Annotated in this window: 13 protein-coding genes; 2 read left to right on the top strand and 11 right to left on the bottom strand. The window is 34.2% G+C overall.

The annotated features are described in order from the left end of the window. Positions 1–755 precede the first annotated feature (755 nt). From glmS to Q7P22_RS04560, 4 genes are all read right to left on the bottom strand, one after another. Positions 756–2,585, bottom strand: coding sequence for a glutamine--fructose-6-phosphate transaminase (isomerizing) (glmS, locus tag Q7P22_RS04575; RefSeq protein ID WP_303861194.1), 1,830 nt, complete (start codon positions 2,583–2,585; stop codon positions 756–758). A 492-nt stretch (positions 2,586–3,077) separates the two neighbouring features. After that, a complete protein-coding gene (gene rpoN, locus Q7P22_RS04570) occupies positions 3,078–4,451 on the bottom strand; it encodes an RNA polymerase factor sigma-54 (protein WP_303861191.1) in 1,374 nt (457 codons plus the stop codon). Positions 4,452–4,652: 201 nt separating this feature from the next. Beyond that, positions 4,653–7,052 carry a glycyl radical protein gene (locus Q7P22_RS04565; RefSeq protein WP_303861188.1) on the bottom strand — a complete coding sequence of 800 codons (2,400 nt, stop codon included), beginning with the start codon at positions 7,050–7,052 and terminating at the stop codon, positions 4,653–4,655. 128 nt (positions 7,053–7,180) lie between these two features. Continuing rightward, positions 7,181–8,083: a glycyl-radical enzyme activating protein gene (locus tag Q7P22_RS04560; RefSeq protein WP_303861185.1), complete on the bottom strand. Its 903-nt coding sequence runs from the start codon at positions 8,081–8,083 to the stop codon at positions 7,181–7,183. A gap of 222 nt (positions 8,084–8,305) precedes the next feature. On the opposite strand from Q7P22_RS04560, the gene Q7P22_RS04555 reads away from it, so the two are divergent. After that, positions 8,306–9,055, top strand: coding sequence for a DeoR/GlpR family DNA-binding transcription regulator (locus Q7P22_RS04555; RefSeq protein ID WP_303861182.1), 750 nt, complete (start codon positions 8,306–8,308; stop codon positions 9,053–9,055). Positions 9,056–9,305: 250 nt separating this feature from the next. On the opposite strand, the gene Q7P22_RS04550 is transcribed toward Q7P22_RS04555, so the two are convergent. Genes Q7P22_RS04550 through Q7P22_RS04540 form a run of 3 tightly spaced genes read right to left on the bottom strand, consistent with a single transcriptional unit; the run spans position 9,306 to position 11,301 of the window. Then, positions 9,306–10,616 carry a PTS sugar transporter subunit IIC gene (locus Q7P22_RS04550; RefSeq protein ID WP_303861179.1) on the bottom strand — a complete coding sequence of 437 codons (1,311 nt, stop codon included), beginning with the start codon at positions 10,614–10,616 and terminating at the stop codon, positions 9,306–9,308. A 12-nt stretch (positions 10,617–10,628) separates the two neighbouring features. Beyond that, complete coding sequence (locus Q7P22_RS04545; protein WP_303861176.1) at positions 10,629–10,955, bottom strand: PTS sugar transporter subunit IIB; 327 nt, start codon at positions 10,953–10,955, stop codon at positions 10,629–10,631. Positions 10,956–10,971: 16 nt separating this feature from the next. Continuing rightward, positions 10,972–11,301: a PTS lactose/cellobiose transporter subunit IIA gene (locus Q7P22_RS04540; protein ID WP_303861173.1), complete on the bottom strand. Its 330-nt coding sequence runs from the start codon at positions 11,299–11,301 to the stop codon at positions 10,972–10,974. Between the two features lie 289 nt (positions 11,302–11,590). Between Q7P22_RS04540 and Q7P22_RS04535 the strand changes: the two genes are divergently transcribed. Continuing rightward, on the top strand, positions 11,591–14,254 hold the full coding sequence (locus Q7P22_RS04535) for a sigma 54-interacting transcriptional regulator (protein ID WP_303861170.1): 2,664 nt from the start codon (positions 11,591–11,593) through the stop codon (positions 14,252–14,254). A gap of 146 nt (positions 14,255–14,400) precedes the next feature. On the opposite strand, the gene glmM is transcribed toward Q7P22_RS04535, so the two are convergent. The 4 genes from glmM to Q7P22_RS04515 form a co-directional block, all read right to left on the bottom strand. Continuing rightward, on the bottom strand, positions 14,401–15,744 hold the full coding sequence (gene glmM, locus Q7P22_RS04530) for a phosphoglucosamine mutase (protein ID WP_303861166.1): 1,344 nt from the start codon (positions 15,742–15,744) through the stop codon (positions 14,401–14,403). Positions 15,745–15,814: 70 nt separating this feature from the next. Continuing rightward, positions 15,815–16,516 (bottom strand): 2-C-methyl-D-erythritol 4-phosphate cytidylyltransferase, encoded by a 702-nt coding sequence (ispD, locus tag Q7P22_RS04525; RefSeq protein WP_303861163.1) that lies wholly within the window; start codon positions 16,514–16,516, stop codon positions 15,815–15,817. A 390-nt stretch (positions 16,517–16,906) separates the two neighbouring features. Next, positions 16,907–18,016, bottom strand: coding sequence for a PIN/TRAM domain-containing protein (locus tag Q7P22_RS04520; protein ID WP_303861160.1), 1,110 nt, complete (start codon positions 18,014–18,016; stop codon positions 16,907–16,909). Between the two features lie 119 nt (positions 18,017–18,135). Then, the gene (locus Q7P22_RS04515; protein ID WP_303861157.1) at positions 18,136–18,612 is read right to left on the bottom strand and encodes a CarD family transcriptional regulator; all 477 of its coding nucleotides are present in this window, start codon (positions 18,610–18,612) and stop codon (positions 18,136–18,138) included. Positions 18,613–18,679: the final 67 nt, after the last annotated feature.

Below are 18,679 nucleotides of genomic sequence, written 5' to 3'. Positions count from 1 at the left end.
TTTTTATGACATCAATATACTGTTATAATCACCAAATTCATCTTTATCATTCTTTATAGTTGATGAATTTGATGTTTGATTGGTAAAGTATAAAAAAGTTTGGTTATAGGTTAAAGTACCTCAAAGCCACAATATACTTACAGTTAAACGGATTTTGAATATATTGGTAGAATAATAAAGTCTGCTCGTGAAACTGCTGATTATAGCAAGTCAATTTGAATATAATTATAAAAATAAGAGCCAAAAAAGATAAAAAAGTCTGCTTAGAAATGGAGAGTTTTGCAGCAGACTTTGATTTTTCTTTCATATTTAATTATTTATTTAATTACTTCTGCGACGTACACGACTTGGCGGAAAGCGCAATATAGGGATATCGTAGTGAAGAAATGCTGCCGCATAATTACATATTTATATATTTAATTATGGTCAGGAGCGACCAAGACACGGGATTAGGCGAGGATTTGTCAGGCCCGTAGGGCTCTATTTACTTTTTTATTTATTTTTTAATCGGGAGCGTTCTCAATATTGATTTATGGGCTTACTTATCAGGCGGGGTATCTTCTACGGTGCTTCGCACTCTGCAGTTTCAGGTGCTAGATACGTCGCAGGGCAACAAAAAGCCTCGTGCAGTCTATCGGGATTTCTCCTTCATTAACCTCACGAGGCTCAACCAAACTTTATTATCTTTAACTATACTTTATTATCTTTCGTCAAACTTTATTATTTTTAATCAAATGAATAATTATTATTTTTATCTATTCTACTGTAACAGACTTAGCAAGGTTTCTTGGCTTGTCTACATCGCAACCTCTCGCTACAGATAAATAATAAGCTAGTATTTGTAATATTACTACTGTGGGGATCGGTGCAATATCGTCTTTTGTATCAGGAATATAGAAGACTTTATCTGCTTCCTTTTCTATTGCTTTATCGCTTTCTTTGGCTAAGGCTACAACATATGCTCCTCTAGCTTTTACTTCTTTAATATTGCTCATCATCTTCTCAAGCAATTCTGTTTGAGTGCAAAGGGCTATAACCACTGTCCCCTCTTCTATTAATGCAATAGGACCATGTTTTAACTCCCCTGCTGGATAAGCTTCTGAATGAATATAGGAAATCTCTTTCATCTTCAAAGAGCCCTCTAAACTAGCGTAGTAGTCTAAACCTCTTCCTAAGAAGAATACATCATTTACATTAAATTTGTCGTACGCAAATTCTTTAATGGCACTTTCTTTTTTAATAACTTCCTCGACCATTTCAGGGCTAGCCTTTAAGGACTCCTGGATTTTAGTCAGTTCTTCTTCATTAATCGTTCCCTTTAACATTCCTAAATGTAAGGCGATCATGTACATACACGCTAATTGAGTGGTATAGGCTTTTGTAGAAGCTACGGCAATTTCTGGTCCTGCCCATGTGTAGAGTACATCGTCTGCTTCTCTAGAAACAGAACTTCCTACTACATTGGTAACAGCCATGACTCGAGCTCCCTTTTGCTTTGCTAATCTCATAGCTGCTAAAGTATCTGCAGTTTCTCCTGATTGACTAATGAGAATTAACAGGGTTTTCTCGTCCATAATCGGGTTTCTATATCTAAACTCTGAAGCAATATCTGCTTCAACAGGAATTCTAGCGTATTTTTCAATAGAATATTTTCCAATTAATCCAGCATGGTATGCAGTGCCACATGCTACAATATAAATTCGATTTATTTGTTCTAATTCTTCTTTTCCTAATTTGATTTTATCTAATACAATTTCTTTTTTATCATCATAAAGTCTCGAAGTCAACGTATCTCTTAATGCTTTTGGTTGTTCGTGAATTTCCTTTAGCATAAAGTGCTCGTAGCCACCTTTTTCTGCATCTGCAGCGTCCCAGTCTACTTTAAAGATTTGTTTTCCTGCTTCTTCTCCATGTTGATCTAATACAATCACATTTTCCTTTGTCAAGATGGCAATTTCCTTGTCATCCAATAAATACACATTTCTCGTATAATTTAAAATTGCCGGAATATCAGATGCTATGAAGTTTTCATTTTCTCCAACGCCAATAACCAAAGGGCTATCTTTTCTCACTGCTATGATCTTATCTGGCTCATTGTGACATAAAACACCTAAAGCATAAGAGCCCTTTAAATAAGTAGTTGCTTCTCTAACCGTTTTTACCATATCTCCTTGATATAAACTATCTAACAAATGAGCAATAACCTCTGTATCTGTATCCGATAAAAACCGATACCCCTTTTTTATGAGTTCTTCCTTTAATTCCATATAGTTTTCAATGATTCCGTTATGAACAATTACTATAGAATGATCTGCATTGGCATGGGGGTGAGAATTTACATCCGATGGTTCCCCATGAGTCGCCCATCTAGTGTGCCCTATCCCAATGGTCCCTTCTAAGGGCTCTTTTTCCATAAGCTCTTCTAATACCTTTAATCTACCTTTACGCTTTTTGGTATGTATTTTTCCGCCTTGGCTAACAGCTACACCAGCTGAGTCATAACCTCTATATTCTAATCTACTTAATCCGTTAATCAGTACTTCTGTTGCCTTTTTATTTCCAATATATCCTACGATACCACACATAATTCATTCTCCTTTCAAAACAGGGACTCTTTTGTAAGCTTATAGCAAAAGAGATTCTTACCGTCTACTAATCTTTAGACTACATATTTTTATTTGTACCAAAAAAGAAACTGCTATAGAGCATAGCAAAGAAAGGTTACCATAAATAACCATATTTTCAGAAAGGTCTTTGTTTCACAGTTACCTGTGGGTTTTAAACCTTTAGACAGCTTAGGAGAATTTAAACTGTTTGGGGCATCCGCCGAGTATTTCGATACTCCCCATCCTCGTCAACTCAATACATGAGTCCTGGCGCTATTGTATTCAATTTTTGTGTTCACCTCCATAGTTAAATATATTATACTATTCTCAAAATGGACACAATGTTTTTTTATAAAAATTAAGCTTTTCTCCATCCTTTAGAACTTAAATTAGTTTTATTTGTAATAAATAAGATATTTTAAAGAAAGATTCCTTTCTTCATTGGTAAATCCAACAATTTCATAGAATACACTATTTGTATTGTTTTCTTTTACTAGAAGAAGGAATCGCTAATTCTTCTCGATATTTAGCTACTGTTCTCCTTGCGATTTTTACGCCTTTTTCTTTTAAAGCCTCCGCAATAGCTTTGTCAGACAAGGGACGGTACTTGTCTTCTGCGTCAATAAACTCTTTTATTTGAAACATGACCGAATTAGACGAAATCAAGTCGTCTTTATGCCCAGTAGATTTTATACCACTAGTAAACAACTCTCTTATTTTGACCATTCCATGTGGAGTTAGTATGTACTTTTCTTTAATTGCTCGACTAATAGTAGATTCGCTTAAATGAAGCTGTTCTGCAACCTCTCCAATGGACATAGGTTTTAAATACTGCAAACCATTACAAAAATATTCTCCTTGTTTCTCTACCATATACTGCAAAACCTGAGAGATGGTGCCCTTTCTTAAATCCACAGCTTTCATAAAAACCTTGGCATCATTTAATTTTTCTTTTACATATTGACTTGCTTCCTTATTTCCTTTTTCTTTTGCTATATTCGCATAGTATTGATTAATGGCTAATGTAGGCAGTAGTTTATCATTAAGTATTAAAACCACTTCTCCATCAATAATCTCAATATAAGCTTCAGGAATAATATATACATCTTCATCGCCAGTAAAAAAACCTCTTGAAGGTTTTGGCTCTAAATCTTTGATAATACTTATATACTCTTGCACCTCTTCCATACTTATTTTTAGTAGAGTAGCAATGTTTTTAAGTTTATTATCGGCTATTAGAGGAAGATGATACTGAACAATTTCTGTTAATTTTTGATCTTCTATACCTTTTTTAGCAATTTGTATTTCTAAACATTCTATTAAATCCCTCGCAGCTATACCATATGGCTCAAACCGTTGTATACATTGTAATGCGTATTCTACATCCTCAGGGCTACAATGTAAATCTTTTGCTATATTCTCTACGCTATCATTTAAATATCCTCGTTCATCAAGATTTTCGATGATATAAATGCAAATACTCTTTATCTTATGAGATTCTTTTACATCCACTAGTTGCTCTTTCAAAAAATCTTTTAATGTTTTCTCTACTGTAACAAAATTGAGAGGATCTACATCTTTATCAGGATTATAATGAATCGTGTCCGAAAAAGAATACTCTTTCTCAGTCCTTTTCCCATCTCGAACAAGCTTATCTAATTCATCCTGTCTCGGATGATCGGCTTCATAATGAGCTTCTAAAAGAGGATTCTCTTCTACTTTTTTTGAAATATCCATCTTTAAATCCACAATTGGCATCTCTAAAATTTGCAAGGAATGCCGCATTTGTGTGGTTAATATTTGTTTTTGTTGTTGTGCAAGCCCTTGACTTGTATTTAATTTCATAGGGATCCCTCTTAATAAAAAATTTCGTATATTTATATTATACTACAATACATTAAAGGAATTCAGACCATTCTTTGCCTTATCATTTTTTCTATGCATTACATAAATATTTTTCATTTTATAAAGAGGATACTATGCTCTTATACAAACATGGTATCCTCTTATTATTTAAAGAAGGGGGGTTTTATTTTTAGATTATTATTAAATCACATGTTCCGTTCTTTCGATAATATCGTCTTGTGTTGCCTTAGAAAGGACATTAAAGAAAGCGGAATACCCTGCAACTCGGACAATTAAATCTCTATGATCCTCTGGGTGTTTTTGTGCATCTAATAGGGTCTCACGTGATACTACATTGTATTGAACGTGATATCCTTTCAATCGATTGAAGAATGCTCTAATTAACATAATCAATTTCTGTTTGTCTTCTTCTTTTGATAGAACCATAGGATTTACCTTTTGATTCAACAAGACTCCACCAACGATTTTTTCAGTTGGCAATTTTGCAACAGATTTGAATACTCCTGTAGGTCCAGCTTTATCCATATTATGGGCTGGTGAACACCCTTCAGCTAATGGTTCATGTGCATTACGTCCATCTGGTGTAGCCAAAGTACTCATTCCTTGACCTACATTTGCAGAAATAGAAGATGTACCGGCATAACGTCTTCCACCAACTGGGCCACGACCATGACGGGTATTGGGATATTTTTCAATCTCATCAATATAACTATCGTATGCTTCTACAATTAATTGATCTACATAATCCTCATCATTACCGTATTTAGGTGCATCTTCCATTAATAATTCTTGAATTTCTTTTCCACGAGGGCTTTGGAAATCGTTCATTAACGCATCCCAAAGTTCTTGTTGAGTAATCTTACCTTCTTCGTAAACTAATTTTTTAATTGCAGCTAGCGAGTCTGCCATATTTGCGATTCCTACTTGTAAACCAGAGATAAAGTCATAAATCGCTCCACCCTCTTTAATGGTTTTACCTCTTCCAATACAGTCTTGAGTTAACGTAGAGCATAAAATATCAGGAGCTTTTCGCTCTATTCCAATATCGCATGTATTTTCCACAATAACACTCAAACGAGTAATCTCACGAACAATACTATCCCATGCAGCCATCAAATCTTCATAAGATTTCATTTGTGTAAAATGACCTTTTCCTTCTGCGAAACGTAGTCCACTAGCTGGATCTACTCCATCATTCATGGTAATAAGCAAAATTTTAGGGAAGTTCATATAGCTCATACCTGTACAGCGATAGCCCCATTTGCCTGGAACTGCAGTCTCTACACATCCAATAGCACTATAGTCATAGGCATCTTCTTCAGATACTCCATAATCTATAAACGATGGAATTATAGTCTCATCATTGTTGAAAGCTGGCATACCAAATCCCAATTTAACGACTTCAATACACTCGCTCATAAACTCATTGTCTAATCCTGCATGATAACGTACTGTTAAGTTTGGCTGTGGCAATTTTGTCTGAGCTATGCTTCGTAAAACCAAATAAGACATTTTATTGACAGCATCTTTTTTGTCTCGAGTTTGACCACCTATTGTTACATTTTGATAAAGTGGGCTACCCGCACTACTTAATGTATGAGATTGACTTCGGACTTTATTAACAGTCAGTGTCTTAATCCATAAGTTTGCTAAGAGTTCAACTGCATGTTCTTCTGTAATACGACCAGCTACTAGATCCGCTTCATAATATGGATTCATGAATTGATCGAAACGTCCGTAAGACAATGAATGTCCATTTGATTCAATTTGTAGCATAACTTGTATAAACCATACAGATTGAATAGCCTCTGCGAGAGTCTCTGCTGGCTCATATGGTACTTTTGCTGTAATTCGACTGATTTCTCTTAATTCTTCTGCTCGTTCAGGTGTAGCATTTTTTGCCATTTCAAGAGCTAGTTTTGAGAAACGCTTTGCATAAGTGTGCACAGCATCGATTACAATTAATACAGATTGATAAAAATGATACTTATCAATATTCTCAGGAACAGTTAAATCTAATTTACTTTTAAGTTTTCGAGTACGCTCTTCATATCCACGTAGTCCTACTTTTAATAGTTGAGGATAATCAGCAGCTAAGTGAGCATCACCAGAATTCATTTTTCCTTCCATTCCAAAAAATCCCAAGAATGGAGCTACTTCATCTGGCAATAAAGATTTAGAATAATCTCTAAGTGATTTTCCATCCCAAAAAGGAGCAATCAAACGTAATTTTTCTTTTGTATCTTCTGTTATGTAAAAAACATCTCCGTCACGTTTTTCAAATTTATCTAATTCATTTATAACAAATTCCATCGTGTACTCTGGAAAGATTGGTGCGTCATTATTGGAAGATGCTTGATTTCCAACAATAAATGTTTCATCCTCAATATAAATTGTCATATTCTCTAAAATGTTTTTTAACATTAGTGCACGTTGTAAATTAACAGGTTTCCCTTGGTTTTCTTTGTAGGATTCTGTAGCAAGAACTGCACGTTCTGCATCTATATATGGTTTTTTATCTAATACGGATTCACGATATTGCTTCATTCTAGGTGTTAGATGACCAAAATAATTACTCATGTAGAAATCCTCCTTATAGTGATTTACATTTTTAATAATTCTATATTTTCATAATACCACTAATCAGTTACGTATGTCAATATTTTTCCTTCATTCGTAATATATGTGTTGTTTTATCTAAAACAAATTTATATTTTACAGTCAAATCCTTCTCTTACAAATATCTCTTGATATTCCTTTAAATCTTCAGGATGCAATTGTTTTACACCTTTCATCTTGTATTCCATACCTAGGGCTTCATACTTCTTTTCACCCATTTGATGGAAAGGCAAAAGATTTACCTCTTTAATTCCAATATCTTTTAGCAGTTTACAGAATTCTTCAGCATCCTTTAAATCATCGTTAAAACCTGGAATAACTGGAATTCGGGCAATAATCCTTTTTCCTTTTTTAACAGCAGTTCGCATATTTGCTTGGGTAATTTTATTATCTACATTTGTCGCTTCTTTATGTTTCACAGGATCATGATGTTTCATATCGTATAAAAGTAAATCAATGTGTTCGATAAAGCGCTCAAATATTTGTGGTGCTGCATATCCTGTAGTCTCAGCAGCTCTGTGAATACCATGTTTTTTTAATTCCTTTAAAAGTTCAATGGCAAAATCCGCCTGCTGCAATACTTCTCCTCCTGATAGCGTAACCCCTCCATCAGATTCTTCATAAAATACTTTATCTTTTAGGACTTCTTGCACAATCTCATCTACGCTTTTATACTGACCTTCTACAGTAAAACCTTTAGTTGGACAATCTTTTATAATGGTTTCCCAATTCTTACATTTATTCGTATCTATTTGCTTTCGCCCATTAATATTTATTATGGATCCTTCTGGACAAGACTCAACACATTTATTGCACTCTACACATTTTGTATCGTCCCAGCTAATCTGAATTTTTCCAATTTGTGATTCTGGATTGGCACACCAAAGGCATCTAAGGGGACATCCTTTAAAAAACACTACCGTCCTTATGCCTGGGCCATCATGTATACTAAATTTTTGGATATTAAATATTACAGCTCTTTTTTCTTCCATTAGCTCACCTCATTGTCCTTTATATGAATATCATAGCTTAATTATATCCATATGTAAATATATATTTCTTCATTTGATATATATTTTTTTTCATTTGAAACTTATCTATGATATAATTTATGGGTATACTAAAATTGTTCGCAAAATAAAAGGATTCTATACTATAATCTAGGTTGTAAATATATTATAATAGTTACATATCCGTAATAATAGGAGGAAAAGATGACTGATAGACTTTCAAAAATTTTAAATATTGTCAATGAAAATAGAAAAATAGAAGTATCGAAACTATCTGAACTATTAGATGTTTCCCAAGTGACCATCCGTAAGGACTTAGATATCTTATCGGAAAAGGGCCTTATTAATCGGGAGCACGGATATGCAGTTTTAAATGAAAGCGACGATATTAACAATAGACTTGCGGTCAATTACAATATCAAATTAAAGATTGCACGATCTGCAGCAGAGACTGTTTCAAATGGGGAAACCATTATGATTGAATCTGGTTCTAGTTGTGCTATTTTTGCAGAAGAAATTGCTAAAAGCAAAAAAGATATTACAATCATGTCTAACTCTGCTTTTATTGCTTCTTATATTAGACAATACTCAAATTGCAAGGTGATTTTACTGGGTGGCGAGTATCAAAAAGAATCTCAAGTAAATGTAGGACCTATTACAAAAATTTGCGCACAACAATTTTATGTAGATAAACTTTTCATAGGTATAGATGGATTTTCACCAACTATTGGTTTTATGGCTTCAGATTTAATGCGTGCAGAAGCTGTAAAATCTATGGCAGCATCAGCAAACAAAGTTATTATCCTCAGCGACTCCACTAAACTTGATCGTCACGGATTGGTAAGTCTTTTTTCTCTTGGGGATATAGATGCTTTATACACAGATGCTAATATTCCAGATAAAATACGTGAAACATTTGAAAAAAAAGGAATTCATGTTACTACAGTGCCATAGGTACTGTAGTAACATGAATTACCTTGTAAGTTGTAAGTCAAACCCCTATAGATCACCAATGGTAATCCTTAATTTTAATTATTTGCATTAAAGCTTAGCTCTTATTCTATTTATTCTTGTGCATATTATAAGCAGTGAGCCTTCGGCTAAAGCCTCTGGATGATAAAAATAATAATTAGAATTAAAAAAGATTTTTTACTTAAATAAAAGAAAGAACGCCTCGCACTTTGATATTGTGCGAGGCGTTTTATTATGCTTTTGTTTTTGCTTCTTGTTCTTGTTTATAGGTAATTTGATCTTGTTTTTTGAAGAATGGTAAATATACTAATACAGACATTACTAAGATGATGATTTGCATCAAAGCACCTTTCCAACCAGCTACCATTAATCCTGAAATAAGAAGTGGTGTACTCCAAGGTAGTATTACTCCTGAGAAAGGTTGTAAGAATCCGATAGCAATAGCACCGTATACAAGCAATGCTGCAATTACTGGTACGGCAATAAAAGGAATGAACATAAGTGGATTTAATACTATAGGAAATCCAAAAACAACTGGTTCATTAATATTAAATATTGCAGGCACTACAGACATTTTTCCTAAGCTCTTATACTGCTCTGATTTTGCAGCAAATAACATTGCAAATACAATACCAAAAGTGATTCCAGATCCTGAAAGAATAATAAAACTATCAAGGAACTGTTGTGTTACAATATGGGCGCCACCTTCTACAGTTACTGACCCTACTTGTTGAAGTAATTCGGCATTGGCTACAGAGTTTGCTGTCAGTAAAGATACCACAATGCCATTAACGATAGATTGTCCATGTACACCAAACCACCATAGGAAAGAGATAAAGAAAGCAATTCCTATTGCACCTGGTAGAGAATCTGTCAAGCCTTGTAGTGGTACTTGTAAAACAGTATAAATCCATTCAATGAATGTAGTGTGTAAACCAAATTTAAATATTCCATATACTATTGCGGATACAGCAAAGATAAATGCTGCTGGTATTAAAGCTGTAAATTGATTTGCAACTCCAGGTGGTACGCTATCTGGCATTTTAATAACGATTTTCTTTCTCATAAACCACGAGTACGTAGCACCTACAAATAAACCTACGATAATAGCTGTGATCATTCCTTGTCCACCAGTCCATGCTTTTGAAATGACATCATTCACTACTTCGCCACCTTCTAACGTGACAAATGAATTTTGAATAATAAAGAAGGTTGCAATGGATAATACTCCTGCTGGAAGTGCTTCATATCCTTCATTCTTTACGTATGAGTAACCGATTGCAAAACAAGCAACCATACCCATAATTGCAAATGTACCGCCATGAACTTGCCAAAATGGCGCTGTCCAATCTGGTCCAAAAGTGTTTGTTAAAAAGTCTGTAACACCTTTAAATGGTAAAGCTCCAATAATAAGGAATATCGATCCTACTACAGTCAAAGGTAAGATACTTAACATACCTTCTTTTAATGCGATAACTCCTTTCATGTTGACAAACTTCATCATCATTTCCATGAGTTTATTTCCAAAATCTTGTTTACTCATTTCTTTACCCCCTTAGAGATTATTTTCTTTATTTTTTTCTATAAGATTAAGTGCAAAATCCAATACTTTTTCCCCATTCATCATGCCATAATCAGCCATAGGAATTACCGCAACAGGTACACATTTTTCATTACATATTTTTTGCGATTTTGGTAGCGTATATGCTACTTGAGGTCCTAATAAAGCCACATCTAAATCATCTAAAGAATCCGCTAATTTTCCTTGGGCGCATGCCTCGATATCTACTTCTAGTCCTCTATCTGCAGCGGCTTTTTTCATTTTTTCTACCAGAGCGCTCGTTGAAAATGCTGCTGCGCAAAACAATTTAATTTTTATCATCTTATTAATCCTCCTCTTATTTTTGATTTTCTAATAATGTATTGACTACTTTACGCAGTTCCACAATTTGTTCAATTAAATTCAGTTCACTCATAGACGTCATAAGATGATCTTGAGCATGGACAAACAGTGCTGAAATTTCTACTTTTTCGCCTGCTGCTTCCTTTTGTAGTAATGAAGTTTGTGCATTATGCGCTACGATTAATGCATCATGCGCTAATTTGATTTCTTCGTCAGCACCTTCACTATCTCCCTCATTTATTCTTCTTATGGCTTCATATCCATGAGTTTTAGCATCACCAGAATGTATAATTAACTGCATAATAGTCATTTCCATTTCATTCATTACTATTTCCTCCTTTTTAATTATGTATTCTTGATTTTATTCTGTACTTTATTGTGTATTCTATACTTTCTTAATAGCAATTCTCATGCCAAACACTAAAACCCAATTCATCTTGCGTAAAATCTTATATTTCGACAATAGTGTTTTAAACGCATACGGTAGTGTTTGGTTTATCCTTTTTAGTGTTTTAGGTTTTTAACGTGTTTTATGATTAGTGTTTAAACTCTATATGGTTTTCATTGTCACAATAGGTTATAATAAATGTATTAAATAATAAAAGGGTGATTATTTGAACAACAACACACTTATATACAATAAATTACAAGAATTAAATGATCCTCATGGCGTCACTACTCAAACACTAGCAAATATTTTAGGAATGAGTCGCTCAAATGTGAGCAATGAACTAAACAAACTATACAAAGAAGGAAAAATAAAGAAGACTTCTGGAAGGCCTGTTTTGTTCTATATAGAGAATGCTTCTGCTTCTCTTACCAAAACAGTCACCACTCAATTAGATGAGCTAGTAAAATACAATACGAGCTTAAAAGACGCTAGAGACCAGGCTAAAGCTGCCATACTCTATCCCCCAAAGGGCTTAGCTACCTTGATACTCGGAGATACAGGCGTAGGAAAATCTATGTTTGTCTCATTAATGCACTCTTATGCTATAGAAATGGATGTACTTCCAGAAGATGCTCCCTTTATCGTATTTAACTGTGCAGATTATAGTAATAATCCACAATTACTCATATCGCAACTTTTTGGTGTAAAAAAGGGGACCTATACTGGGGCTGAATCCGATCGGGTAGGACTCATAGAAAAAGCCGACGGTGGAATCTTGTTTTTAGATGAAGTACATCGACTCCCTCCGGAAGGTCAAGAAGCCTTGTTTACTTATTTAGATACAAATACTTTTCGCCGGATGGGAGATAGTGAACCTAGAAGTACCCATGCTTTAATCATAACCGCCACTACAGAAGATCCTAGCTCTGCTTTATTACAAACCTTCACTAGAAGAATACCCATGATGTTTAGCATTCCGTCTCTTAAGGAGAGAGCTTTTGATGAGCGTTTGTATTTAATTAAGAGCTTTTTTAAGCAAGAGAGCATCAAATTAAGTCGAGATATTTATGTATCATGCAATACGATTCGCGCTCTTTTATCCTACGAGTGCAAAGGTAATATTGGGCAGTTAAAAAGCGATATACAGCTTATCTGCGCTAAGGCCTATTCTGAGTTTCTAACAAATGTACGACAGGATGTTCGAATTAGTAGCAGAAGTTTACCTATTCATATACGTGAAGGTCTTCTCAAGGAAAAGGAACACCGTATGATTTGGAATAAACTAACAGGCGAGGAGGTAGAGTACTTTCGCTTCGCACCTAATATGAAAACAGATATCCCTACCATTGAAGAAGAAGATAATCATATTTATTCTTTTATTGAAAATAAGTTAGCACAGCTTCAAGCAAAAGGAATATCAGAGGTCAATATTGATCAAGTTCTAGCAAAAGATATTATGGCACATTTTCAAAAGTATATTAATTTAGAAGATGAAGAAGCCAATAAATCTGAAATCAAAAATCTGTTAGGCAAAGATACTATGGCTTGTGTTGATAAAGTAATCTCCTTTGTGTCTTCTAAATTAGATAAAGATTTTAACAGTAATCGCTATACTGCCCTTGCTTTGCACATCGATACACTCATAAAGAGGATTCGCAATAAAAAAAATATTATCAATCCACAACTCCTTAATATAAGAACCACTTATCCAAAAGAATACAAAATAGCATTAGAAGCCAAAAACATTATAAGTGAACACATTAAAGGCGATATCTCTGATGATGAAGCAGGATACTTGACTATTTTCTTTCTGCCAGAATATGTCCAAACGGCAAAAAAAGATCATATCAAAATTATCGTCATTGCTCACGGGTCTTCTACGGCAACGTCAATGGTCAATGTGGTCAATGGGCTACTTAGAGAAGAATATGCAATAGCCTTAGATGCGCCCTTAGATGAAAGCCCATCTAAAGTATACGAAAAATTAAAAAAAATCATCTTAGAGGACAAACACGCTACAGGTTATCTCCTCTTAGTAGATATGGGTTCTCTGACTACTTTCTCAGAAATGATTGAGGAGGAATTAAAAACTCCTTGCAAATCTATACCCTTAGTTTCAACTCTTCACGTCATAGAGGCAACTCGCAAGGCATTACTTGGCACCCCTTTAGACTATATATATAATGATGTTTTACAAGTACAGTCCTATATAAGCGATCGAATCAGCCCAGATCCTTCTGTAGAAAAAAGAAAGATTGCTATCATTACTACTTGTCTAACAGGTGAGGGTGGATCCATTGCCATTAAAAATATATTGAATAATCAACTGAAATACGATAAAAGCTTATTTGAAATTATACCTATAAATAGTTTAGACCAACATGAATTTATGAAAACTTTGTCTAAAATGCAATTAGAGAGAGAAATTTTATTTATAATCTCTTCCTTTCCTATAAATACTTCTATTAAACATTTTAGTATGCACGATGTCATAAGCATGTCTGTTTTAGATGAGCTACAAGAGATCATCGATGTAAAGACAACTTTAGTAAGGTTACCTATGGTTTTAAAGGAGAATATTCAAAACTTAGACGGGGAAAAACTTTATGAAGATGTTCATGAATATATCAACAATGTACTTCAAAAAACGAATACAAAACTAGGAGATTCTAATGTCATTGGCTTGATACTACATTTAGCCTTTATGATTAGTAGACTAAAAGATCATAAAATCACTTTAAATCACCCTAATAAACCCGAAGTGATTACCTCTAATAAAAAGCTATATAAAATTATTAAGAAAGAATTCTTTTTCTTAGGCGAGAAATATGACATTAGCTTATCAGATCATGAGATTTGTTACTTAATTGAATACTTTAAAGAATAGGAGCAACGCCTTCAGCGTTGCTCCTCTATGTTCTATGTAAAACCCCTTTTAGGTACCGTTACCTTTGATTATTTGCATTTAAATAAGAGTTTCGTTAATAAGGGGTTTTCTATTTGTAATGCCAAAGTGAATGACTTTGCTTAAAACTAGCCTAGCCTTTCTACAATTAGGTCTGCAAGTTCTCGAGCTATAGACTCTAATTCTTCTTGGTCCTCGCCTTCAATCATAACCCGAACTAAAGGTTCTGTTCCTGAAGGGCGTATCAGCACTCTTCCTTTTCCATGGAAGTGTTCTTCGATTTCCGCTATTTTTTCTTCTATAATAATATCCTCTAAATATTTATTTTTGTTTTCGTTTTTTACTTTAGCATTTACGAGGACTTGAGGATATATGGTCATCTTGTCTGCTAACATTTGTAAGGAAGTGTTTTCTTTTTTTATAATTTGAGTTAATTGCACTGCTGTAAGAAGACCATCGCCTGTAGTATTATGGTCTAAAAGAATAATATGCCCGGATTGCTCTCCACCAAGATTATAGTCCTCTTTTAGCATGGTCTCTAATACGTATCGATCTCCTACTGCAGTCTTTACAGCCTTACAATTACACTCTTTTAACACTATTTCTAAGCCCATATTGCTCATTACAGTAGCAACAACTGTGTTTTGCTTTAATTTCCCCTCTTTGGCCATGGAGTAAGCAAAGATATTCATAATTTGATCGCCATCGATGTTTCTACCAAGATTGTCTACTGCTAATAGTCGGTCTGCATCGCCGTCAAAAGCAAGACCTAAATCTGCCCCTTCACTGACAACTGCTTCTTGTAATCTTCCTAAGTGAGTAGATCCACAGTTACAGTTAATATTAATACCATCTGGCTGATCCCCGATACAGATAATCTGTGCGCCTAATTTTGTAAATATTTCTGGTGCAATTTTATAACTAGCTCCATTAGCGCAGTCTAGAACAATTTTCAAGCCCTTAAAATCCGTATCTAGAGACTCTAATAAGAAATCCATATAAACTTGCTCTGGATAATCACATTGTGTTATAGCACCAACAGAATCGCCTCCAAGTAAATCAAATTTATAATCTTCTAAAATCAATTTTTCTATTTCATTTTCAACTTCATCTGATAATTTAAAACCATCTTTATTAAAAAATTTAATCCCATTAAATTCTGCTGGATTGTGAGACGCGGAAATAACAACTCCTGCATCTGCTTTAAAATGTCTCGTGAGAACAGCTACTCCTGGCGTTGGCATTACGCCTAATTGAATGACATTGCCACCCATAGAACAAATCCCTGCAATCAAGGCAGATTCTAACATATCTCCAGAGATTCTAGTATCTTTTCCTATAACAATACTAGGTTTGTGATTGCCACTACCTAGTACATAGGCCCCTGCTCTCCCCAATTGAAAAGCCAACTGTGGCGTCAATTCAATATTCGCAATTCCTCTAACTCCATCAGTACCAAATAATTTACCCATAATATCCTCCCATTTAAGTTTTAAGTTCTATGTTTCAAGTTCTAAGCATATTTTCCTTACTACCTATTTCTCACCGTTGAATCATCTTAATAATCGACTCCGCCATAATCAAATCCTCTGGCGTCGTAATTTTTATATTGTCGTAATGCCCTTTAATGATTTTGATAGTATGATTTAATCTCTCTACCAGCATAGCATCATCTGTTCCGACAAAATCATCCTCAATTGCCTTTTCATGAGCTTTCATGAGAAGATTGTATTCAAAAGTTTGAGGTGTTTGAACAGTCCAAAGAGTAGTACGATCTGGCGTTTCTTTTACAGTCAAATTTTCATCCACAATTTTTATTGTATCCTTTGAAGGTACCGCCACAATCGTCGCTTTATGCTCTAATGTACCTTCTATACATTTCATTAAAATATTAGGATGGACTAAAGGTCTAGCCCCATCATGTGTAATTACAATATCTGCGTTCTTTTTTACTCTTTTAAGGCCTAAGTACATAGACTCTTGTCTAGTTGTTCCACCCTCTACCAATACCTTTACCTTTTTTATCTTATAGGGTTTTATAACTTCTTCCATACATATCTCAACATCTTGTTTCCCAATAACCAATACTACTTCATCTACCAACTGGCATTTTTCAAACACTAGTAATGTATGCGCCAATACAGGTTTACCATTCAAGTATAAATACTGTTTGTTAACCCCCGCTTTCATCCTTGAACCATTACCTGCCGCAACGATAATTGCGCTTACAAATGGTTTGGGCATAATAACACCGCCTAATTTTTTTCTAATCTAACTTGTAATATTATATATTTTTAGGCGATAAATTGCAATATCCGCGAACTAATGAGCCAAGCGAAAGCATAGCTTTCGTAGTAGATATGAGATGGAACAGGCAAATAGCTTGCTAATTTGACTGTGCAATCTCATAGATACAAAATGAAAGCAAAGCTTTCATTTGGCGAATGGCGCGACTGAAGAAATTTGCTTGTCAAATTTTTTCAGTACTCCTTCCTATCCTAATAAGCATAGCTTTCGTAGTAGATATGAGATGACTGAGTAGTAGCTTGGTCTTTATCTCGCCTTTAGGTGCGTTATGCCTTTGCTTACCACCTTATCAAAAAAGACAAAGCGCCTAAAACGCTTTGTCTTTTTTTAAACCGATTTTGATATTACCTTTTTAGGTTTTGCGAAAATCATTCTACCTGCTGCAGTTTGAAGAACGCTTGTGACGGTTACCTCTATCGTTTCACCTACATACTTCTTACCATTTTCTACGACAATCATCGTTCCATCATCTAGATAAGCGACACCCTGCCCGTTTTCCTTACCTTCTTTAATCATATTGACGATCATTTCTTCTCCAGGAAGTACTACAGGTTTTACAGCATTGGCTAATTCATTGATATTCAGAACTTCAATCCCTTTAATTGCAGCTACTTTATTTAAATTATAATCATTTGTAACTACTTTACCATTTAAATCTTCTGTAAGCTTTAGTAGCTTTGCATCTACCTCTGCAATATCAGGATAGTCTTTTTCCATGTTTACAACTTCTATCGGCAGCTCTTTTTGAATCTTATTAATAATGTCTAGTCCTCTTCTACCTCTATTTCGTTTTAGAGAATCAGAAGAATCCGCAATATATTGTAATTCCGCCAGTACAAATTGGGGGATGACAATCGTTCCCTCAATAAATCCAGTTTGACAAATATCAAATATTCTTCCATCAATTATTACGCTAGTATCTAGTATTTTATACCTTTTTAAATTCTTTATTGCCTTTGCACTCTTTTGTTCTCTAGGAACCTTTTTAAAGAATGTGCTAAAAATATCCCCATTTTTATTGGCTATTGTTATTCCCAAGTACCCAAAGAAAATATAAATTAGAATAATGACAATTTGTGTAACGGGTTGAAGAAATTCAACAGCGCTGATTGGAATAGATATTAACGTAGCAATAATAAGCCCAACAATAAGTCCAGAAGTATTCGTCAAAATCTCACTAAATGTTAATTTTGATATATAACCTTCAATAGCACTGGATAATCTCAATCCTGTATTAATAAAAAATGGAGACAGCAAATAAAAGATAATGCCAAATAGAGTACCACCAATAATATTAATTGCTAAGAGATAGGGCAATTCTATAATGCTTTTAACATAATTTTGAATAGGCTCAATATTAACAAAGAATTTTGTTAATTGATATCCTGAAACAAAGCCCAATAAAGTAATAATCCATTTTTTTACTTTTTTTACCACCTCATCACCTCCCTCTAAAATTTTACATTTCCTATTATAACAAATATAAATTAATATTTGCTTAAAGACAAGATAATAGTCTAAGAAAATTTTCTTAGACTATTAAAAGAATCTTAAATCTATTTTATATGATCTGTAATCAACTGTTCTGCTTCTTCTTTCGAGATATCCTTTACTAAGGCAAGTTCACTCATAAGTATTTGTTTTGCGTTATTAAGCATTTTCTTTTCGCCAGTTGAGAGACCTTTTTCTTCATCTAATAAGACAAGATTTCTTACAACTTCAGCTACTTCGAAAATATCTCCAGTTTTGATCCTCTCCATATTTTTTCGGTGCCGTTTACTCCAGTTTGTCTCTTCTTCATTCTGCCCTTTACCTAAGACAATAAGTATCTCCTCTACAATCTCTTCATTTACAATATCGCGAAGTCCCAGTTTTTTTGAATTATTTACAGGAACCATTAACTTCATTTGACATATAGGTAATTCTAATATAAAATAAAAAGCTTTTTCGCCTAATATTTCTTTTTCTTCAATATTTTTAATGATTCCAGCACCATGCATTGGATAGACAATTTTATCTCCAATCGAAAACATGCACTTACCTCCTTCAATACCCATTAAGGTCTTGTATATATTATAATACAATTAGGATAATATGTCA

This window comes from Alkalibaculum bacchi (genome assembly GCF_937875145.1).
In the GTDB taxonomy this organism is placed as follows: domain Bacteria; phylum Bacillota; class Clostridia; order Eubacteriales; family Alkalibacteraceae; genus Alkalibaculum; species Alkalibaculum bacchi_A.
This window is presented reverse-complemented; position numbering and strand designations above follow the sequence as displayed.